Below are 19,383 nucleotides of genomic sequence, written 5' to 3'. Positions count from 1 at the left end.
GATGCTCCGCGCCACTGGAGGACCTTCCGTGACCCAGCCGCTCATCGGCGTGACCACCTACCTCGACCAGGCCCGGTGGGGGGTGTGGGACATGCGGGCCGCGCTGCTCCCCGCCGCGTACCCGCGGCTCGTGCGGGAGAGCGGCGGCCTCGCCGTGATGCTGCCGCCGGACGCGCCGGCGGCGGCCGCGGCGGTCGTGGCCCGGCTCGACGGCCTTGTCGTCGCGGGCGGGGCGGACGTCGAGCCCGTACGGTACGGGGCCGAGCCCGACCCCCGTACCGGCCCGCCGGCCAGGGAGCGGGACTCCTGGGAGCTCGCCCTGATCGACGCCGCCCTCGCCGCCGGGACCCCGCTGCTCGGCATCTGCCGGGGCATGCAGCTCCTCAACGTGGCCCTCGGAGGGACGCTCGTCCAGCACCTGGACGGGCACGTGGAGGCGGTCGGGGTGATCGGCCGGCACGCGGTGAAGCCGGTGCCCGGCAGCCGGTACGCCTCCCTTGTGCCCGAGCTCATGGAGGTCCCGACCTACCACCACCAGGCCGTGGACCGCCTGGGCGCGGGGCTCGCGGCCTCGGCCCACGCGGAGGACGGCACGGTGGAGGCGGTGGAACTGGCCGCCCCCGCGTGGGTCCTCGGCGTCCAGTGGCACCCGGAGATGGGCGAGGACCCGCGCGTGATGCGGGGGCTCGTGGAGGCGGCGGGAGGGCGGTGACCCGCTCGCGACGCGGAGGCTCATCGAGGTGGCGGGAGGGCGGTGACCCGCGCGTGACGCGGAGGCTCGTCCAGGCGGCGGGAGGGCGGTGACCCGCCGGGAGTGACGGGCCGCGTCTCAGCGGCCCGGTGCCTCGATCCGGGTCCAGGTCTCCGGGCCCGCCGTGCAGGGTCCCCCGTCGTGGACCATGAGGCGGCGCTCGGCCGGATCGAGCGCGACCGTGGCGAGCGTCGCCCAGCGGCTGCCCAGGTGCCCCCCGGCGGGGGCGTGGCAGCAGACCTCGGCCCCGTCGTCCCGGTGGGCGGCGAGCAGGCGCACGAGCGCGTCGGGGCCGAGCGGACCGGTGTGCCCGAGGACGCGTTCCGTGAGCAGTCGGTGGCGGTCGTACGTCTCCGGCTCCCGTCGGCCGCGCAGCTCCGCGGCCGCGAGGGCCGGGGCCAGGAAGTGGTTCGTGCGCACCAGCCAGCCCCGGTCGTCCGGGGTGACCACGGCCGAGCCGGCCGGGGCGAGTTCCACGGAGGCGGCCCGGTCGGCGGTCACCACGGTGATGACCGTGGAGGCCGAGACGGGGGCGCCGGTCAGCATCCCGACCGCCTCGGCGAACGACCCGGCCGTGCCGAGCACCTGACGGGCCACCAGGTGGACGGGGACTCCGCCGGCCGCGTCGTCCGCGTGGCCGAGGATGTTGAAGAGCACGCCCACACCGGCCTCGTTGACGCCGATCTTCGCGAGGATGCCGTGTTCGGTGATCCCGGCGAAGCCCTGGACGTCTCCGGTGACGGTCTGGAGGTGCCAGGCGTCGGCGAGTTCCTGGTGCCAGTCCCAGCACTGGCCGCCGGTGGTCCGGGGGCCGCCGTGGACGAGGGTGGAGCATTCGCCCGTGCGGGGCGCCCCGGCCACGGCGAGGATCTCGGTGCGCGCGTTGAGCGCGGCGACCGTCCAGAAGGGCAGTCCGGCGCCGTCGGCGACCCCTTCCATCTCCTCGACGAGTTCCGGCGCCCAGGCGCGGGTCGCGTCGGCTGCGCGGAGGGCGAGCGCGGGCACGTCGAGCGTCCGGGCGTTGCCCGCGGCGACCGTCGCGAACAGTTCCTCGTACACCCGCCACGCGCGCGCGATGCCGGCGCGGGCCCGCCGGCCCCGGTCCTCGCCGCGCCGCCGGGGCGTGTCCCCGGTGATCCGGAGGGTCGTACGGCTGTTCACGCGACGGCCCGGGCGGCGAGCAGGGTGCGGTCGTTCCGCATGAGCAGGGCGTAGAGCGCGGCGGAGACGATCATGCCGACCGGAAGGGAGAGGTCGACGCCGCCGAGGGCCGTGGCGACCGGGCCCGTGTAGAGGGTGTTGACGCAGAGGGCGGCGGAGGTGAGGCCCACGACGAGGGCGAGGGCACCGGCCGGGTTGATGCCCCCCGTGTACCAGAACGGGCTGCCGGACGTTTCGTCCGAGAGCTGGAGGCCGTCGTAGCGGCCCCGGCGCAGCAGGACGTCGGTGGCGTAGATCGCCATCAGAGGTCCGGTCAGGACGACGATCACCTGGAGCGCGTTGCTGACGGTGTCCAGGAAGTTGGAGACGAGCAGTCCGTAGAGGGTCAGGGCGACGGCGGCGGCACCGTCGAAGAGGACGCTGACGGAACGGCGGATGCGGAGGCCGACGGCCTGGAGCGCGAGCCCGGCGCTGTACGCGGTCAGGGCGTTGATGGCGATGGTGCCGAGCACCAGGGCGAGCAGGAAGACCGGGACGAACCAGCCGGGCAGTATCTCCTGGAGCGCGGTCTGCGGGTCGGTCATGTCGACGGCGGTGGCCGCGAGGGCGCCGAGCGCGCAGACGACGACGCTGGGCACGAAGGCGCCGAGCGCGGTCCAGCCGATGACCGCCTTCCGGGAGGCCGTACGCGGCAGATAGCGGGAGAAGTCGGCACTCGTGGTGTACGAGAGGGGGCCCGAGGCGATCATCGCCGTGCCCGCGACGAGGAGCGCCCAGAGGTCGACGCCGGTGAGCGACGCCTCGGGGGCGTACGAGAAGTCGGCGTGCCGGAGGACGGCGAACGCGACGACCGTGAAGGCCCCGGCGAGGGCCAGGGTGATCGGCAGGTACAGCTTGATGATCAGGGCGTGCCCGTAGACGCTGATGGCCAGTGTCAGGGCGGCGATGACCACGATGACGGCCGCCTTGACGGGGGTGTTCGCCGTGAGGCCGGCCTTCTCGACGAGCGCGAAGGCGGCGGTCGCCGCGGCGGCCAGGTTGAGGGCGAAGTAGCAGACGGAGACGAGCCAGCCGCCGACCGCGTTGTTCACGCGGTTGCCGAGGACCCCGTACATGGCCCTGGTGATCACCTCGCTGGGCGCTCCCGCGGCCGGTCCCGAGGTGGCGAGGAGGCCGGTGAGCAGCCAGAAGAGGTTGCCGATGACGATCACGGCGAGGGCCTGCCCGAGGCTCAGGCCCATGAGGACGAGGGCGCCGCCGATGACGAGGCTGAGGTAGTTGACGTTGGCGGCGGCCCAGACGGAGAAGAGCTCACGGGGGTGTCCGTGGCGCTCGGTCTCGGGGATGTGGTCGATGCCGTGGGCCTCGATGCGGCCGGGCCGGTCGGCGGTCGGCGCGGTGACCTGGGCGCCCGGGGAGCCTGGGTGCGGGTCGGGGATCGTGGAAGCCATGCGGCCCTCCGGATGCGTGTCGTGCCCACCTGGTTGCTTATTGGTCGCACACTCAATAGCATCCGGGGTATGTCGTCAAGCGTCCAGCGCAAGCGAGTTCGGAAATCCCCGGAAGCCCGGCGGGCGGAGATCGTGGAGACCGCGGCACGCGTCGCCCTGACCGAGGGGCTCGAGTGCGTCACCCTGCGGCGGATCGCCGAGGAGCTCGCCGTCCGCCCCGGTCTCATCAGCCACTACTTCCCCTCGGCGGAGGATCTGGTGGGCGAGGCGTTCAGCGTGGCCGCCACCGGCGAGCTCGACGCCCTGCTGCCCGCCGACCGCTCCCACGGCACCCCGATCCAGTACCTCGCGCGGTATTTCGCCCTCTCGGCGGGTGCGGCGTACGACGACATCAGCCGCCTCTGGATCAACGCCCGGCACCTCAGCCGATACCGGCCCGTCCTGCGCGACCGGGTCGCCGAACAGGAACTCGCCTCCGACGACCGTCTGGAGACGCTGATCCGGGAGGGCGTCGAGCGGGGCGAGTTCCGGACGGACGATCCGCGCGCCGCCGCCATCCAGATCCTGGTGGTGATCGACGGCCTCGGCGCCCACGCCAACACCGACCGGAGCAACCGCCCGGCGGCGGTGACCCGCATGGCCGTCACCACGGCGGAACGCGTACTCGGCCTGCCGCACGGCACGTTGACGGAGGTACCGACACCGGCGGAACCCGCGGACGCCACGGAGGCCATGGAACCGGTGGTGCCCGCGGACGCCACGGAACCGGTGGAACACCCGGAACCCGCGGACGTGCCGCGGCTGGGGCCCGGCGACGTACCGGCATCCGAACCCGGCGACGTACCCGCGTCGCCCGCCGACCCCGCCTGACCCCACCCACACCCCCGCCCCCGCCCTCTCCCCCGTTCCCTCCCTGGAGCCACCGTGCGCACCCCACTCGTCCTGCTCTCCGCCCGTCTCCTCGACCCCGGCACGGGGGCGTTCCTGCCCGAGACCGCGCTCGCCGTCTCCGAGGACGGCCGGATCGGCGCCCTGGGCGACGACCGCGAGATCCGCGCGCTCGCGGGACCCGGCACGACCGTCGTCGACCTCAAGGGCGCCGTGGTCACCCCCGGTCTCGTCGACGGACACGTGCACCCGGTCTCCGGCGCCGAACTGACCCACGGCCTCGACCTGTCGTACTGCGCGGACCTCGACGACGTACGGGAGGCCCTCGCCCTCGAGGTACGGAGCCTCGACCGGGGCGCGTGGCTCTTCGGCTGGGGCCTCGACCCGAACGTCTTCGGCGACCGGCCCGTCGGGATCGCGCCCTTCGACGCCGTGCTCGACGGAGTCCCGGCGTTCCTGCTGCTCTTCGACGCCCACTCGGCGCTCGCCAGCCGGCGCGCGCTCGAACTCGCCGGGGTCGACGGGCCCCGCACCTTCGACCAGGCGTCCGCCGAGGTCGTCTGCGACGCGGACGGGCGCCCGACCGGGCTGCTCCAGGAGGACGCCGCCTGCGAGCTGGTCGAGCGGGTCGCCCCGAGACCGACGCGCGAGGAGAGTCGGGAGCGGCTCGCGGCGGCGCTGCGGTCCATGGCGGCGGCAGGGCTCACCGGCGGTCATGCCATGGACGCCAACGGCGAGAGCCTCGCGCTGTACGGAGAGCTCGACGCGGCCGGTGAACTGCCGCTGCGGCTCCGGGTGGCGCCCTGGTGCCAGCCCGGCACCGACGCGGACGGCGTACGGGCCCTGATCGCGCAGCAGGGCACGGGCGGGGCGCTGTGGCGGGTCGCGGGGGTGAAGCTCTTCATGGACGGGACCATCGACAACGGCACCGCGTGGCTGGAGCGCCCCGACTGCCACGGCGAGTCCACGCACGCGTTCTGGCCGGACCCGGCCGCGTACACCCACATCGTCGGCGAGCTGCACCGGGCGGGGGTCCCGACCGCGACGCACGCCATCGGCGACGCGGCCGTGCGGCACGTCCTCGACTCCGTCGAGAAGGCGCGGGCCACCGGCGGGGCCGAGGTGCGGCACCGGGTCGAGCACATCGAGACCGTGCCGGACGACACCCTGCGGCGCTTCGCCGACCTGGGTGTCCTCGCGTCGATGCAGCCCACGCACTGCTGTGACTTCACCCGCGCCGACCACACCGACAACTGGTCGCGCAGGCTCGGCGAGGAGCGTGCCTCGCGCGCGTGGCGGTGCCGGGACCTGGTGGACGCCGGGGCCACGGTGGTCCTCGGCTCGGACTGGCCGATCGCGCCGTTCCCGCCGCTCGGTGTGATGGCCGGGGCCAGGCACCGGCGTCCGAGCCGTGATCTCGGCCAGGCACCGCACGGACCCGAGCAGGCGCTGTCGGCCCTGGAGGCGCTGCGGGGCATGACGACGGCGCCGGCGTACGCGGCGGGCGAGGAGCATGAGGCGGGGCGTCTCGCGCTTGGCTTCCGGGCGGACCTGACGGTACTGGCCGCCGATCCTCTGACGACCGCGCCGACGGAGCTGTCGGACGTGCCGGTCCGGCTGACGGCGGTCAACGGCCGGGTGACGTTCCGGGCCTCGGATCTCTGACGGAGGTGGCCGAGCGCGGGGCAGACACCCCCTAGCCGCGTGTCAGGGACAGGAGGTCGCGGGCCGGGCCCGTGGGGCGGTGGCCGGTGGGCCAGACCGCGCGGAGGTCGCGGCGGAGGAGGACTCCTGCCACCGGAATGGCCACCAGGCGGCGGGAGGCCAGTTCCTCGGCGATGGCCAGTTCGCTGAGGACCGCGGGGCCGGCGCCGCTCACCGCGGCCGCCTTCACCGCCGTCGTGGAGGCTAGTTCGAGGAGCGGCTGCGCGAGGCCGCCGTGGGCGGAGAGCGCCGCGTCCAGGACCTGCCGGGTGCCGGAGCCGCGTTCCCGCAGGACCAGTGGGGTCGCGGCCAGCTCCGCCGGGTCCAGTGGGCCCCGGCGGCGCGCCCATGGGTGCGAGGGGGCGGCGACGACCGCGAGCCGGTCGTGTGCGACGACCACCCCGTCGAGACCGTCGGGCACGGCGAGCCCCTCCACGAAACCGATGTCCGCCTCGTTCGCCAGGAGCCGTTCCGCGACCACCGCCGAGTTGCCGGCCTGGAGTGACACGGCCGTGTCGGGGCGGTCGGCGCGCAGTGCGATCAGCCAGCCCGGCAGCAGGTACTCGGCGATCGTCATGGACGCGGCCACCCGCAGCCGTGAGTCCCGCCGCCCGCGCAGCGCCTGGGCGCCCGCGTCGAAGGCCTCCGCCGCCTCCACGATCCGCCGCGCCCAGTCCGTGACGAGCGCACCGGCGTCGGTGAGCCGTGAGCCGCGCGGCGAGCGGTCGACCAGGGCCACGCCGAGCTGCCGCTCCATCGAGCGGATGCGGCTGCTCGCGGCGGGCTGGGTGATGCCGACCTCGCGGGCGGCGGCACCGAGGCTGCCGTGCCGGGCGACGGCGAGGAGCAGTTCGAGCGCGCCGAGGTCCGGGACCCGGTGGTGGAGCTGTGCCCTGACCGCGCCGCCGTACGCCTCGGCGTCGCGCGGGTCACCCCCGTACGTGTCACCGCCCCGCTTCTGTCCGCTCATAAAGCCAGCTTATGACGTCATAGCCGCATGATCCCTGGTGGGGGCCGGAAGACGGGGCGACGGTGGAGCCATGGCAAGCCTCGCACCTTCTCGTCCGGCCCTCGGCGCCACCACCCCCGGCACCCGGTCGGCCGCTTCCCCGGCCCGTTCCGTCCGTCACCTCGGACCCAACTGGTACGCGTCCGTGATGGGCACGGCCATCGTGGCCAACGCCGGTGCCGGGCTCTCCCCGCACGTCCCCGGCCTCCGTACGTTCTGCGCGGCGGTCTGGGCGCTGTCGTTCACGATGCTGCTCGTCCTGGTCGGCGCCCGGGCGGTGCACTGGCTCCGCCACCGCGACCAGGCCCGCGCCCACCTCCTGGACCCCGCCGTGGCACCGTTCTACGGCTGTCTCTCGATGGCCCTGCTCGCGGTCGGCGGCGGGGCGATGATCGTGGGCCGGGACTGGACAGGCCTTCCGGTGGCCGTGGCGCTCGACACCGTCCTGTTCACCGCCGGCACGGTCGTCGGCCTCGCGGCCGCGGTGGCCGTCCCGTACCTGATGGTGGTCCACCACCGGATCGAGAGCGCGTCGCCGGTCTGGCTGCTTCCGGTCGTCGCCCCCATGGTGTCCGCCGCCCTCGGCCCGCTGCTCGTACCCCATCTGCCCGCCGGGCAGGCCCAGGAGACGCTCCTCATCGCCTGCTGGGCGATGTTCGGGGTGAGCCTGCTCGCGACCCTGGTCATGCTGCCGCTGGTGTTCGGCCGGCTCGTGACCGGCGGGCCGCTGCCGCTCGCGCTCACCCCCACCCTCTTCCTCGTCCTCGGCCCGCTCGGCCAGTCGACGACCGCCGCGAACAACTTCGCCGACGTGGCGCCGGGCGTCCTGCCCGCCCCGTACGCGCACGGCTTCGCCGCCTTCGCCGTCCTCTACGGGGTGCCCGTCATGGGCTTCGCCCTGCTGTGGCTGGCACTCGCCGGGGCGATGGTGCTGCGGGCACGCCTGCAGGGCATGGGCTTCGCGATGACCTTCTGGGCGTTCACCTTCCCCGTCGGGACGTGCGTGACCGGCGCCGAGGGCCTCGCCCAGCACACCGGACTCGCCGTCTTCCGCTGGCTGGCGGTCGGCCTGTACGTGTTCCTCGTCGCGGCCTGGCTGGTGGCCGGGCGGCACACCCTGCGCGGTCTGGTCAGCGGTGCGCTGCTCGCAGGGCCCGCGCCAGTGCCTGCGGCGCCTCGGCCAGGGACGGTCCGTACCAGGTGAGCAGACGCCCGTCGACGAGGGCGGCGGCGGTCCCGGGGAAGGCCTCGGGGCCGTCGTCCCGCGTGAAGCGGTACGGCTCGTCGGGCAGGACGACCAGGTCGGGGGCGGCGGCGCGGAGCTCGTCGAGCGGGATGCGCGGATAGCGCTCCGGGTGGCCGGCGTACAGATTGCGCACCCCGAGGCGGGCGAGCAGATCGCCGGCGAAGGTGTCACGGCCGAGCACCATCCAGGGGCGGCGCCAGATCGGGACGACGGCGGTCGGCGGTCCTCCGCGAGTCGCGTCCGGGGTGACCGCCTCCCATGCCGCCTCGGCCTCGTCGAGCCACCGGGGCCTGCGGGGCGCGCCGCAGGCGTCGAGGACCCGCTCCAGCTCCCGCAGGCCCTCGTCGAGGGTCCGGATCCCGGTGACGAGGACGTCGAGTCCCGCGGCCCGCAGGGCGGCGAGGTCGGGGGCGCGGTTCTCCTCCTCGTTGGCGAGGACGAGGTCGGGGCGGAGGGCGACGATGGCGGGAACGTCCGGGTTCTTGGTGCCGCCGATCCGGACGACGTCGAGGTCGGCGGGGTGGCTGCACCAGTCGGTGGCGCCGACCAGCAGACCGGGCGCGGTGACGGCGACGGCCTCGGTGAGGGACGGCACGAGGGAGACGACCCTCATCGCGGCGAGGCCGTCATCGTGGCAGGGCCGTCATCGTGGCGGGGCCGTCACTGCGGTGAGGCCTCCTCGCGGCGGGGCCGTCCTTGGGGACGCGGCCCCATCGAGGCGTGGCCCACGTCGTGGCGGGTCCTCGCATGGCGGCAGGCCTCATTCCACCTCGGCCTCGACGTGGTCGGCGACGGCGACGACGAGCAGGCGCGTGCCGGGTTCGGTGGCCCGCCAGCGGTGCCGTACCCCGCCGGAGAGGTAGAGGGTGTCCCCGCGGCCCAGCCGGTGCGCGCGGCCCTCGGCCTCGACCTCGGCGGCGCCGTCGGCCACGTACAGCAGCTCGTCGTTCCGGTGCTGGAACTCGCGCCCCGCGTCCTGCTCGCCGGTGAACTCCAGGGCGTGCAGCTGGTGGCGGCCGCGGACGAGCTGCCGGACGCCCGGGGGCAGGGCCGGGGAGGCGTCCTCCGACCGTACGACGTCGACGGTACGGGAGGCCTCGGCGGCGGCGAGGAGCTCGCCCGCCGTCGTCTCCAGGGCCTCGGCGACGAGTTCGAGGGAGCGGTGGCTGGGGCGGGCCCGGTCGTTCTCGACCTGGCTGAGGAAGGGCACGGAGAGACCGCTGCGGGAGGAGACGACGGCCAGGGTGAGCTGGAGCGCTCTGCGTCGCCTCTTGACGGCCGCGCCCACACGGGCTGATTCCTTCTCGTCCATGCCGGCTCCCTCCCTCGTGTCTCGTGCGTACCCGTACCGGGCGGTTACCTGAACCTTACGCAGCTTTGGGGCGGGGTTTCGCGTCGTGACGAAAAGGGGTGGTCGCCGAACACGTTCGGCGACCACCCCTTTTCGGACAGCAGTCGGCCGTCCCCCGGCTGTTACTGCGGAGCGAGCTTCTCGGCGAGACCGGGGTTCCGGTCAAGCCAGTCGCGGACGGCCTGCTGCTCCTTGCCCTTGCCGGTCTCCTGGATGACGGCCTCCAGGTCGGTGAGCTGCTTCTCGGTGAGCGAGAAGTTCTTCAGCCAGGCGCCGACCTCGGGGTTGTCCCCGGTGAATCCCTTACGGGCGAGCGTGTGGACACCGTCGCCCTTGCCCCAGGAGCCCTTGGGGTCGGCGAGCTTCTTCAGGTCGTGGGCGGAGTAGGCCCAGTGCGGCGACCAGAGGGTGACGACGACGGGTTCCTTGCGCTCGTACGCCCGCTTCAGCTCGGCGAGCATGCCGGGCGTGGAGCCGTCGACGACCTTGTACTCGCCCTCGAGGCCGTACTCCTTGAGCACCTTGTCCTTGAGGATGCCCATCATTCCGGCGCTGGGTTCGATGCCGATGATCCGGCCCTTGAACTGTCCGGCCTTGCCCTTGAGGTCGTCGAGGGAGTCGACGCCCTTCACGTACGAGGGGACCGAGAGCTCCAGGGAGGTGGGGCCGAACCAGGAGCCGAGGTCCTCCAGCTTGTTCTTGTACTTCTCCCAGTACTGGGCGTGGGTGACGGGGAGCCAGGCGTCGGTCTGGAAGTCGAGCTGCCCGCCGGCCAGACCCGTGTAGAGGGCGCCTGCCTCCAGCTGCTTGGTCTCGACCTCGTACCCCCGCCGCTCCAGGAGCTCCTTCCAGAGGTATGTGGAGGCGATGCCCTCGTCCCAGGGGATGTAGCCGATGCTGATCTTCTTGCCGTGGCCGCTGTTCGGCCCCGACGCCGTGGTGGAGGTGACGCCGGAGCCGCCGAGGAAGCCGGTACCAGCGGCGACGAGGGCGAGGACGACGACCCCGACGAGGGCGGTGACGGGCTGCGGGCGGTGGGCCCAGAGCTTCGCGCCGGGCCGCTTCGCGCTCAGCGCGGCGCGGGCCTTGGCGGCGGCGCGGCGGCCCAGCGGGGAGACCTGGCGGCCGAGGGCGCCGGTCATCCGGTCCAGGTACATGGCGAGGACGACGATGGAGACGCCCGCCTCGAAGCCGAGGCCGATGTCGACGTTGCCGATGGCCCGGTAGACCGCACCGCCGAGCCCGCCGCCGCCGACCATGCCGGCGATGACGACCATGGAGAGGCCCAGCATGATGACCTGGTTGACGCCGGCCATGATCGTCGGCAGGGCGAGCGGGAGCTGGACGCGCAGCAGCGTGTTGCGCGGGGTGGTGCCGAAGGCCTCGGCGGCCTCGACGAGTTCGCCGTCGACCTGACGGATGCCCAGCTCGGTCATGCGGACGCCCGGGGGCAGCGCGAAGACGATGGTGGCGATGATGCCGGGCACCACGCCGACGCCGAAGAAGATGATGCCGGGAATGAGGTAGACCATCGCCGGCATGGTCTGCATGAAGTCGAGGACCGGCCGCAGCACGGCGCTGACGGTGTCCGAACGGGCCGCCCAGATGCCGAGCGGTACGGCGATCACCAGGGTGACCAGGGTGGCGACGAGGACGAGCGAGAGCGTCGCCATCGCCTCGTCCCACAGCTGGACGGAGTCGACGAGCGCGAACCCGCCGAAGGCGAGGACACCTGCGGCGAGACCGCGCAGCCACCAGGCGACGACGGCGAGGATGCCCGCGAAGAGCAGCGGCTGGGGCGCCGACAGGACGGCGTCGATACCGTCGTAGAGGCCGGTGACACCGGTGCTGACGGCGTCGAAGAGCCAGGAGAACTGGGCCTGGAGCCAGTCGACGGAACCGTCGACCCACTCGCCGAGCGGAAGCCTAGGCACGGGCGGTCACCCCTTCACCGGTGAGACCGCCCATGGCGGCGAGGAGCCGTTCCCGCGGTACGACTCCGAGGACGGTGCCGTCGGAGTCCTTCACGGTCACGGGGTGCGGGGCGCGGGCCGCGACGGCGCACAGGTCGGCGACGAGCGTGTCGGGTCCGACGGCCTGGCAGAGGCAGTCGGCGGGGCAGTCGTCCGGGACGGCGCCGCCGGTCATCACGGCGGAGGCGGTGAGTACCCGGGAACGGTCGACGTCCTGGATGAAGGAGGCGACGTAGTCGTCGGCGGGCCGGACGAGGATGTCCTCGGCGGTGCCGAGCTGCACGATCCGGCCGTCGCGCATGACGGCGATCCGGTCGCCGAGGCGCATGGCCTCGTTGAGGTCGTGGGTGATGAAGACGATGGTCTTCTTCAGCCGCTGCTGGAGGACGAGGAGCTGGTCCTGCATGTCGCGGCGGATGAGCGGGTCGAGTGCGCTGAAGGACTCGTCCATGAGGAGCAGGTCGGCGTCGGTGGCGAGGGCGCGGGCCAGACCGACCCGCTGCTGCATCCCGCCGGAGAGCTCGTCGGGCCAGGACTTCTCCCAGCCGGCGAGGCCGCACAGTTCGAGGGCCTCGGTGGCCCGGGTCTCCCGCTCGGCGCGCGGCACGCCCTGGACCTCCAGGCCGTAGGCGGCGTTCTCCAGGACGTTCCGGTGCGGGAAGAGCGCGAAGTGCTGGAAGACCATGCTGATCTTGGTGGAGCGGACGGTGCGCAGCTCGCGGGGGGAGAGCGCGGTGAGGTCACGGCCGTCGAAGAGGACCCGGCCGGCCGTGGGTTCGAGCAGGCCGTTGAGCATCCGCAGGAGAGTGGACTTGCCGGACCCGGAGAGCCCCATCACGACGAAGATCTGACCGGGCTCGACGGTGAAACCGGCGTCCACGACGGCCGCTGTCGTCCCCTCGGCGCGCAGCTCTTCGCGGTCGGCACCGTCGGCGAGCCTGCGGACGGCTTCGTCGGGTCGTCTGCCGAACACCTTGAACAGGTGGTCGGCCTGCAGCCTGGACACATATACCTCACGGGTAGCAACGAGAACGGCCCCCGCCACCCCCGCGCGGCCGGGCCGTGGAGCGGGCGGGATCGGCCCGCGGGCCCGTCGCGTAAGGGGATTTCTTAGTTGAATCCCGTACCGGGTTCCGCTCCGGGCACGCGCCTGCCCGGCTTCACCGGACGGAAACGCGAAGGTGACGGGGGTCACGTACGGGATACAAGGGAGCCGGATGCCGGGGCGTGCCGGGCTCAAGGGACCGGGGCGGGCGGCTTCGGCTCCCGCGCGTCCCGGAGGCGGGCGGGCCGGGCTCAAGGGACCGGGGGCGGGCAGGTCCGGCTCCCGCGCGTCCCAAAGGCCGGCGGACCGGGCTCAAGGGACCGGAGACGGCCGGGTCCGGCTCCCGCGCGTCCCGGAGGCCGGCGGGCCGGGCTCCAGCGCCCCGAGGCGGGCCGAGCCCTAAAATCACAGAGGTGACTCGACGCCTGATGCTCCTCGACACCGCCAGCCTCTACTTCCGCGCCTACTTCGGCGTCCCGGACTCCGTGCGGGCCCCCGACGGCTCGCCGGTGAACGCCGTGCGCGGGCTCCTCGACTTCATCACGCGGCTCGTGCAGGACCACCGCCCCGACGACCTGGTGGCCTGCTGGGACGACGACTGGCGGCCGCGGTGGCGGGTGGACCTGATCCCCTCGTACAAGGCCCACCGGGTCGCCGTCGAGACGGAGACCGGTCCGGACGAGGAGGAGATCCCGGACACGCTGTCCCCGCAGGTGCCGGTGATCGAGGAGGTGCTCGCGGCCCTCGGCATCGCCCGGATCGGAGCGGCGGGGTACGAGGCGGACGACGTGATCGGGACACTGGCGGGCCGCGCCGGAGGGCCGGTGGACATCGTCACCGGCGACCGGGACCTGTTCCAGCTGGTGGACGACGCGCGGGGCGTACGGGTGCTGTACCCGCGCAAGGGCGTCGGCGACTGCGACCTGGTGGACGCGGAACTGATCCGCGCGAAGTACGGCGTGCGCCCCGACCAGTACGCGGACTTCGCGGCGCTGCGCGGGGACGCCAGCGACGGCCTGCCCGGCGTGAAGGGCATCGGCGAGAAGACGGCGGCGCAGCTGATCACGGAGTACGGGGACCTGGCGGGAGTACGGGCGGCGGCGGAGGACCGGACGTCGAAGCTGACACCGGCCAAGCGCCGCGGGATCGTGGAGGCGGCCGCGTACCTGGACGTCGCCCCGACGGTGGTGCGGGTCGCCGGAGACGTACCGCTGCCGGAGTTCGACGCTGCCCTGCCGACGGCTCCGCGTGACCCGGCGGCCCTGGACGCGCTGGTGAAGCGCTGGGGCCTCGGCGGAGCGATCGGGCGGCTGCTGCCGGTCCTGGACCGCTGAACGGGACGGGCCGGGGTACTGGGGGCGGGCGGCACTGGGTCGACCGCGCGCCGGGATGCTAGCTTAGGCATACCTAAGTACATCGACTCAGGAGAGCACCTCGTGGCAGAGCAGCCGGCCCGCAAGGCACCGAAGGCCACCGAAGCACGTGTGGTGCGCACCGAGCGCATCACTCCGCACATGGTGCGGGTCGTCCTCGGCGGACCCGGTCTCGATGCCTTCGAGGTCGGCGCCTACACCGACCACTACGTGAAGCTCCTGTTCGCCCCGGAGGGTGTCGCCTACCCGGAACCGTTCGACATGGAGCGGATCCGGGCGGAGTTCCCCCGCGACCAGTGGCCGACGACGCGGACGTACACGGTGCGGGCGTGGGACCCGGTGCACCGGGAGCTGACCGTCGACTTCGTGGTCCACGGCGACGAGGGCCTCGCGGGCCCGTGGGCGGCGCGGGCCACGGCGGGCGAGACGGTGCGGTTCCTGGGCCCGGGCGGCGGCTACACGCCGGACCCGGCGGCGGACTGGCATCTCCTGGCGGGCGACGAGAGCGCGCTGCCGGCGATCGCGGTGGCCCTTGAGGCGCTGCCCGCCGGCACGCGGGTGCACGCGTTCGTGGAGGTCCCGGACGCGACCGAGGAGCAGAAGTTCGCGACGGCGGCGGGCGTCGACGTCACCTGGCTCCACCGCGGCGACCGCCCGGCGGGCGAGGCCCTGGTGGAGGCCGTCCAGGCCCTGGACTTCCCGGCGGGCGACGTGCACGCCTTCGTCCACGGCGAAGCGGGCTTCGTGAAGGAACTCCGCCGGCACCTGCGGCTCGACCGGGGCGTGCCGCGCGAGCGCCTCTCGATCTCGGGCTACTGGCGCCTGGGGAAGTCGGACGAGGCATGGCGCGCGATCAAGCGCGACTGGAACGACCAGGTGGAGCGCGAACAGGAGAACTGAGGCGGGGGCCGTCCAGGGCGGCGGTCGCCGGTCCGGGCACCGGGGCTGCCGGCCGGGTCTGTGCCGGTGAGGTCTGGTGAGAGGGGGACGAGCCCTCCTCAGCCCCGCGCTCGTACCGTGGCCAGGACGTCGCGGTCCGGCTGGAGGGTCAGGCTCGGGACCGGGCGGATGTCGCCCGTGGTGAGGTCCAGGTGGTAGCGGCGGGCGAGCACCGCGAGGACCAGGACCGCTTCGACCAGGGCGAAGCGGGTGCCGAGGCAGACGCGCGGGCCGCCGCCGAAGGGGAACCAGGCGTATTCGGGTATCTCCTCGGCGGGCTCGCCGTCCTCCCGGGTGAGCCAGCGCTCGGGGCGGAAGGCTTCCGCGTCGCCGTACCAGCGGGGGTCACGGTGGGTGGCCCACTGACTGGACCATACGCGGGTGCCGGCGGGGACGGCCGTACCACCGAGGGTCGCGCCTTCCTTCGCCAGGCCGGTGATGAGCCAGACCGTCGGATAGAGCCGCAGCGTCTCCTTGATCACGGCCTGGGTGTACGTCAGGGAGGCGTAGTCGTCGTAGCCCGGTTCGTGGCCGGCGAGGACGCGGTCGAGTTCCTCGGCAAGGGTGTCGCGGACCCGGGGGTTGCGGGAGAGCAGATACCAGGCCCAGACGAGGGTGGAGCTGGTGGTCTCGTGGCCGCCGATGTAGAGGGTGACGGTCTCGTCGCGGATCTCCTCGTCGGACAGGGGTGCGCCGGTCTCGTCCCGGGCGGCGAGGAGCCGGCTGAGGAGGTCGGGCCGCTCGGTCTCCCCTTCCCTGTGGCGGGAGACGACGCGGGAGACCTCCGCGTCGATGACGGCGGTCGCGCGCTTGATGCGGGCGCGGCCGGGGGTCGGGACCCAGTCGGGCAGCACGGCTCCGATGCCGCTGAACTCGGCGCCGATCTCCTTCTGCGCGATGTCCATGGCCTGCCCGATGGCTTCGGCGTCCGCGGCGGTGTCGACGCCGAAGATGGTGCGGACGGCGATGAGTTGGGTGAGGGCGGCCATCTCCTTCTTGATGTCGATCTCCTGCCCGTCGGCCCACCGGTCGGCGAGGGCGACGGCGCACTCGGTCATGGTCGCCGCGTAGGAGCGGACCTGCTTGGGGCGCACGGAGGGCTGCACCAGGGAGCGCTTGCGTCGCCAGTCGGCTCCTTTGGAGACGATGACGCCGTTGCCGAGGAGGGTGCGGAAGGCGATGCCGAGGTCGGGCTGGTCGAAGCTGCGCTCGACCTCGGTGAGGAGTTCGCCGACGGTGTCGGGGTGGGCGATGAAGAGGGAGGGCTTCCGCCCGAAGCGCCAGCGGACGATGTCGCCGCGGTCCCGGAGCTGTTCGAAGAAGCCGAGCGGGTCCTTGCCGAAGGCGGGCAGGCTGCCGAGGAGCGGTACTCCTCGGGGGCCTTCCGCGACGGCCGGTGACGGCGGTGCGGCGCCACCGCGTGTTCCGGCGTGCGGATGACCGGCTTGCGTGGTCATGCGAGTCCCCTCCCCAACGTGCCTGCCCTGCTTGTGAGTCCATGCAAGCGGAAGGGGACCGACCCGCGCCACCCCTGTGGACAACCACCTGTGGACAACGACGATCGAATGCCTGGCAACGCCGAGTGCCCGTGGCCTGATCGCCACGGGCACTCGCCGGAGAAGAGGGGAAGGAACGCCGTCAGCCCACCGAGCTGTACGCGACGACACCCCGCAGCAGCGCGTCCACGGCCTTGCGGGCGTTCTTGGCGACGGTGCTGTTCTCCCTGGGCGCCGCCGCCGCGACCTGTCCGAGGACGTCGATGACCTGCTTGCACCAGCGGACGAAGTCACCGGCGGGCATCTCGGCCTCGCGCAGCACCTCGTCGAGGCTCTTGTCGGAGGCCCACTGGTAGGCGGCCCAGGCGAATCCGAGGTCGGGCTCGCGCTGGCCGACCCCCTCCGCCTGGTTGATCTTGAACTCCTCTTCGAGCGCGTCGAGCCGGCCCCAGATCCTGACCATCTCGCCGAGCGCCGCCTTGGCGTTGCCGGCGGGCAGCTTGGGTGCGACGGCATCGTCGGACTGGCGCGCCTCGAACACCAACGCGGAGACGCACGCGGCCAGTTCGGCCGGGGAGAGGCCTTCCCACACGCCGTCGCGGAGGCATTCACTGGCCAGCAGGTCGAGTTCGCCGTAGAGCCGGGCGAGCCGCTTGCCGTTGTCGGTGACCTCTCCGCCGCGGAGGTAGTCGAGCTCGGTGAGGAGTGCGACGATCCGGTCGAAGGTGCGGGCGATGGTGTTGGTGCGGCCTTCGATGCGCCGCTCCAGCTGCTGGGTGTCGCGCTGGAGGCGGTGGTAGCGCTCGGCCCAGCGGGCGTGGTCCTCGCGCTCGTCGCAGCCGTGGCAGGGGTGGGCGCGGATCTCGGTGCGCAGCCGGGCGATCTCGCGGTCGTCGGCGGCGGCGGAGCGCTGCTTCTGGTGGCGCTCGGGGTTGATGTGTCCGGCCTTGCTGCGCAGCGCGGAGGCGAGGTCGCGGCGGGACTGCGGGGAGCGCGGGTTGAAGGACTTGGGGATCCTCATGCGCTCCAGCGCCTCGACGGGAACGGGGAAGTCGATCGAGGCGAGCCTCTTGACCTGCCGTTCGGCGGTGAGGACGAGGGGGCGTGGTCCGTCGTGGTGCTCGAAGCCGCGGTGGCCGTTGGTGCGGCCCGCCGGGATGCCGGGGTCGAGGACCAGGGCGAGTCCGGCGAACTTGCCGGTGGGGACGTGGATGACGTCGCCGGGCTTGAGCTTCTCCAGGGAGCCGGCGGCCTGGGCGCGGCGCTGGGCGGCTCCCTGCTTGGCCAGTTCGGTCTCGCGGTCCTTGAGGTCGCGGCGGAGCCGCGCGTACTCCTCGAAGTCGCCGAGGTGGCAGGTCATGCCCTCGCGGTAGCCCTCAAGCCCCTCCTCGTTCCTCTGCACCTGCCGGGAGATGCCGACGACGGAGCGGTCGGCCTGGAACTGGGCGAAGGAGGTTTCGAGGAGTTCGCGGGAGCGGTGCCGGCCGAACTGGTCGACGAGGTTGACCGCCATGTTGTACGAGGGTCTGAAGCTGGAGCGCAGGGGGTACGTGCGGGTGCCGGCGAGCCCGGCCAGGTGCTCCGGGTCGAGGCCGCGCTGCCAGAGGACAACGGCATGGCCCTCGACGTCGATGCCACGGCGTCCGGCGCGGCCGGTGAGCTGCGTGTACTCGCCGGGGGTGATGTCGGCGTGCTGCTCGCCGTTCCACTTGACGAGCTTTTCCAGGATGACGGTGCGCGCGGGCATGTTGATGCCGAGCGCGAGGGTCTCGGTGGCGAAGACCGCCTTGACGAGGCCGCGGACGAAGAGTTCCTCGACGACTTCCTTGAAGGTCGGGAGCATGCCGGCATGGTGGGCGGCGATGCCCCGCTCCAGGGCTTCGAGCCACTCGTAGTAGCCGAGGACGTGGAGGTCTTCGCCCGGGATGGAGGCGGTGCGCTCCTCGACGATCTCGCGGACGCGTCGGCGTCCCTCGTCGTCGTTGAGGCGGAGTCCGGCGTAGAGGCACTGCTGGACGGCGGCCTCGCAGCCGGCGCGGCTGAAGATGAAGGTGATGGCGGGCAGGAGTCCCTCGGCGTCGAGGCGCTCGATGACCTCGGGGCGGCCGGGGGTCCAGATGCGGGTGCGCTGGCGGCGCTCGCGCTCGCGGTCGGCCTCGCGGACCATCTTGCCGCGCCGCCGCTCGCGCGGGTTGTACGTGCGCGTGTTCTCGGTGCGGGCGAGGCGGAGGAGGTCGGGGTTGACCTCGCGCCGGGACGCGCCGCGGCCTCCGTGGTCGGTCTCCTCCTCGAAGAGGTCGTACATCCGGCGTCCGGCGAGGACGTGCTGCCACAGGGGGACGGGGCGGCTCTCGGAGACGATGACCTCGGTGTCGCCGCGGACGGTGTCGAGCCAGTCGCCGAACTCCTCGGCGTTCGACACGGTCGCGGAGAGCGAGACGAGGGTGACCGATTCGGGGAGGTGGATGATCACTTCCTCCCAGACGGCGCCGCGGAAGCGGTCGGAGAGGTAGTGGACCTCGTCCATGACCACGTAGCCGAGGCCGGAGAGGGCCTGGGATCCCGCGTACAGCATGTTGCGGAGGACTTCGGTGGTCATGACCACGATCGGCGCGTCGCCGTTGACGCTGTTGTCACCGGTGAGGAGGCCGACCTTGTCGGCGCCGTACCGTCTGACGAGGTCGGCGTACTTCTGGTTCGACAGCGCCTTGATGGGTGTCGTGTAGAAGCACTTGCGGCCCTGGGTGAGGGCGAGGTGGACGGCGAACTCGCCGACGATGGTCTTGCCGGAGCCCGTGGGCGCTGCCACGAGCACGCCCTTCCCCGCCTCGAGTGCCTTGCACGCCTCGATCTGGAAGGGGTCGAGGCCGAACTCGTACATCTCGCGGAAGGGGGCCAGCGCGGTGGCCTGCTCGGCGTTGCGGGCGAGGGCGGCCGCGTACGCCTGGGCTGGTGTGAGGTCCTCTGTCATCTTGTTGTCGAGCCTACCCGCCCCC

At 73.0% G+C, this 19,383-nt stretch carries 14 protein-coding genes and 1 pseudogene; 6 read left to right on the top strand and 9 right to left on the bottom strand.

What is annotated here, in order from left to right; translation table 11 throughout:
• The first annotated feature begins 1 nt into the window (after position 1).
• Positions 2-712, top strand: a complete 711-nt coding sequence (locus ACFVYX_RS19115; protein ID WP_389682544.1) for a gamma-glutamyl-gamma-aminobutyrate hydrolase family protein — start codon at positions 2-4, stop codon at positions 710-712.
• Positions 713-829: 117 nt separating this feature from the next.
• Here the strand turns inward: ACFVYX_RS19115 and ACFVYX_RS19110 are convergent, their stop codons facing one another.
• Both ACFVYX_RS19110 and ACFVYX_RS19105 read right to left on the bottom strand, forming a co-directional pair.
• On the bottom strand, positions 830-1,912 hold the full coding sequence (locus ACFVYX_RS19110) for a C45 family autoproteolytic acyltransferase/hydolase (protein WP_389682543.1): 1,083 nt from the start codon (positions 1,910-1,912) through the stop codon (positions 830-832).
• Positions 1,909-3,363: a purine-cytosine permease family protein gene (locus ACFVYX_RS19105; protein ID WP_389682542.1), complete on the bottom strand. Its 1,455-nt coding sequence runs from the start codon at positions 3,361-3,363 to the stop codon at positions 1,909-1,911. The genes ACFVYX_RS19110 and ACFVYX_RS19105 overlap by 4 nt, the downstream gene beginning before the upstream one ends.
• Before the next feature lie 69 nt (positions 3,364-3,432).
• Between ACFVYX_RS19105 and ACFVYX_RS19100 the strand changes: the two are divergent.
• A pseudogene (locus ACFVYX_RS19100) lies at positions 3,433-4,053 on the top strand (TetR/AcrR family transcriptional regulator); the annotation flags it as partial.
• Positions 4,054-4,287: 234 nt separating this feature from the next.
• Complete coding sequence (locus ACFVYX_RS19095; protein ID WP_389682541.1) at positions 4,288-5,916, top strand: amidohydrolase; 1,629 nt, start codon at positions 4,288-4,290, stop codon at positions 5,914-5,916.
• A 31-nt stretch (positions 5,917-5,947) separates the two neighbouring features.
• On the opposite strand, the gene ACFVYX_RS19090 is transcribed toward ACFVYX_RS19095, so the two are convergent.
• Entirely contained in the window at positions 5,948-6,925 is a 978-nt protein-coding gene (locus ACFVYX_RS19090) for a LysR family transcriptional regulator (protein ID WP_389682540.1), read from the bottom strand.
• A 70-nt stretch (positions 6,926-6,995) separates the two neighbouring features.
• On the opposite strand from ACFVYX_RS19090, the gene ACFVYX_RS19085 reads away from it, so the two are divergent.
• Positions 6,996-8,168 carry a TDT family transporter gene (locus ACFVYX_RS19085; RefSeq protein WP_389682539.1) on the top strand — a complete coding sequence of 391 codons (1,173 nt, stop codon included), beginning with the start codon at positions 6,996-6,998 and terminating at the stop codon, positions 8,166-8,168.
• Here the strand turns inward: ACFVYX_RS19085 and ACFVYX_RS19080 are convergent.
• From ACFVYX_RS19080 to ACFVYX_RS19065, 4 genes are all read right to left on the bottom strand, one after another.
• The gene (locus ACFVYX_RS19080; protein ID WP_389682538.1) at positions 8,095-8,823 is read right to left on the bottom strand and encodes a helical backbone metal receptor; all 729 of its coding nucleotides are present in this window, start codon (positions 8,821-8,823) and stop codon (positions 8,095-8,097) included. The genes ACFVYX_RS19085 and ACFVYX_RS19080 overlap by 74 nt on opposite strands.
• Positions 8,824-8,970: 147 nt before the next feature.
• Entirely contained in the window at positions 8,971-9,522 is a 552-nt protein-coding gene (locus ACFVYX_RS19075; RefSeq protein WP_389682537.1) for a helix-turn-helix domain-containing protein, read from the bottom strand.
• A gap of 161 nt (positions 9,523-9,683) precedes the next feature.
• Positions 9,684-11,495, bottom strand: coding sequence for an ABC transporter permease/substrate binding protein (locus ACFVYX_RS19070; protein ID WP_389682536.1), 1,812 nt, complete (start codon positions 11,493-11,495; stop codon positions 9,684-9,686).
• Positions 11,488-12,540 carry a glycine betaine/L-proline ABC transporter ATP-binding protein gene (locus tag ACFVYX_RS19065; protein WP_389682535.1) on the bottom strand — a complete coding sequence of 351 codons (1,053 nt, stop codon included), beginning with the start codon at positions 12,538-12,540 and terminating at the stop codon, positions 11,488-11,490. Before ACFVYX_RS19065 ends, ACFVYX_RS19070 begins: the two co-directional genes overlap by 8 nt.
• A gap of 467 nt (positions 12,541-13,007) precedes the next feature.
• On the opposite strand from ACFVYX_RS19065, the gene ACFVYX_RS19060 reads away from it, so the two are divergent.
• Both ACFVYX_RS19060 and ACFVYX_RS19055 read left to right on the top strand, forming a co-directional pair.
• Positions 13,008-13,913 (top strand): 5'-3' exonuclease H3TH domain-containing protein, encoded by a 906-nt coding sequence (locus ACFVYX_RS19060; RefSeq protein ID WP_389682607.1) that lies wholly within the window; start codon positions 13,008-13,010, stop codon positions 13,911-13,913.
• Positions 13,914-14,015: 102 nt separating this feature from the next.
• Positions 14,016-14,852, top strand: coding sequence for a siderophore-interacting protein (locus tag ACFVYX_RS19055; protein ID WP_389682534.1), 837 nt, complete (start codon positions 14,016-14,018; stop codon positions 14,850-14,852).
• A gap of 98 nt (positions 14,853-14,950) precedes the next feature.
• Here ACFVYX_RS19055 and ACFVYX_RS19050 read toward each other — a convergent pair whose 3' ends face one another.
• On the bottom strand, positions 14,951-16,348 hold the full coding sequence (locus ACFVYX_RS19050; protein WP_389682533.1) for a cytochrome P450: 1,398 nt from the start codon (positions 16,346-16,348) through the stop codon (positions 14,951-14,953).
• Positions 16,349-16,529: 181 nt separating this feature from the next.
• Complete coding sequence (locus ACFVYX_RS19045) at positions 16,530-19,358, bottom strand: DEAD/DEAH box helicase (protein WP_389682532.1); 2,829 nt, start codon at positions 19,356-19,358, stop codon at positions 16,530-16,532.
• Between the last annotated feature and the right edge of the window lie 25 nt (positions 19,359-19,383).

It is taken from the genome of Streptomyces sp. NPDC058326, from assembly GCF_042879855.1.
Lineage (GTDB): Bacteria > Actinomycetota > Actinomycetes > Streptomycetales > Streptomycetaceae > Streptomyces.
Note: the sequence above shows the minus strand (reverse complement) of the source record. Positions and strands in the feature narration are given on the sequence as shown.

Coding starts and splice junctions, on each gene's coding strand:
- ACFVYX_RS19115 (WP_389682544.1), top strand. CDS start 2: ATGCTCCGCGCCACTGGAGGACCTTCCGTGACCCAGCCGCTCATCGGC.
- ACFVYX_RS19105 (WP_389682542.1), bottom strand. CDS start 3,363: ATGGCTTCCACGATCCCCGACCCGCACCCAGGCTCCCCGGGCGCCCAG.
- ACFVYX_RS19090 (WP_389682540.1), bottom strand. CDS start 6,925: ATGAGCGGACAGAAGCGGGGCGGTGACACGTACGGGGGTGACCCGCGC.
- ACFVYX_RS19085 (WP_389682539.1), top strand. CDS start 6,996: ATGGCAAGCCTCGCACCTTCTCGTCCGGCCCTCGGCGCCACCACCCCC.
- ACFVYX_RS19080 (WP_389682538.1), bottom strand. CDS start 8,823: ATGAGGGTCGTCTCCCTCGTGCCGTCCCTCACCGAGGCCGTCGCCGTC.
- ACFVYX_RS19075 (WP_389682537.1), bottom strand. CDS start 9,522: ATGGACGAGAAGGAATCAGCCCGTGTGGGCGCGGCCGTCAAGAGGCGA.
- ACFVYX_RS19060 (WP_389682607.1), top strand. CDS start 13,008: ATGCTCCTCGACACCGCCAGCCTCTACTTCCGCGCCTACTTCGGCGTC.
- ACFVYX_RS19050 (WP_389682533.1), bottom strand. CDS start 16,348: ATGACCACGCAAGCCGGTCATCCGCACGCCGGAACACGCGGTGGCGCC.
- ACFVYX_RS19045 (WP_389682532.1), bottom strand. CDS start 19,358: ATGACAGAGGACCTCACACCAGCCCAGGCGTACGCGGCCGCCCTCGCC.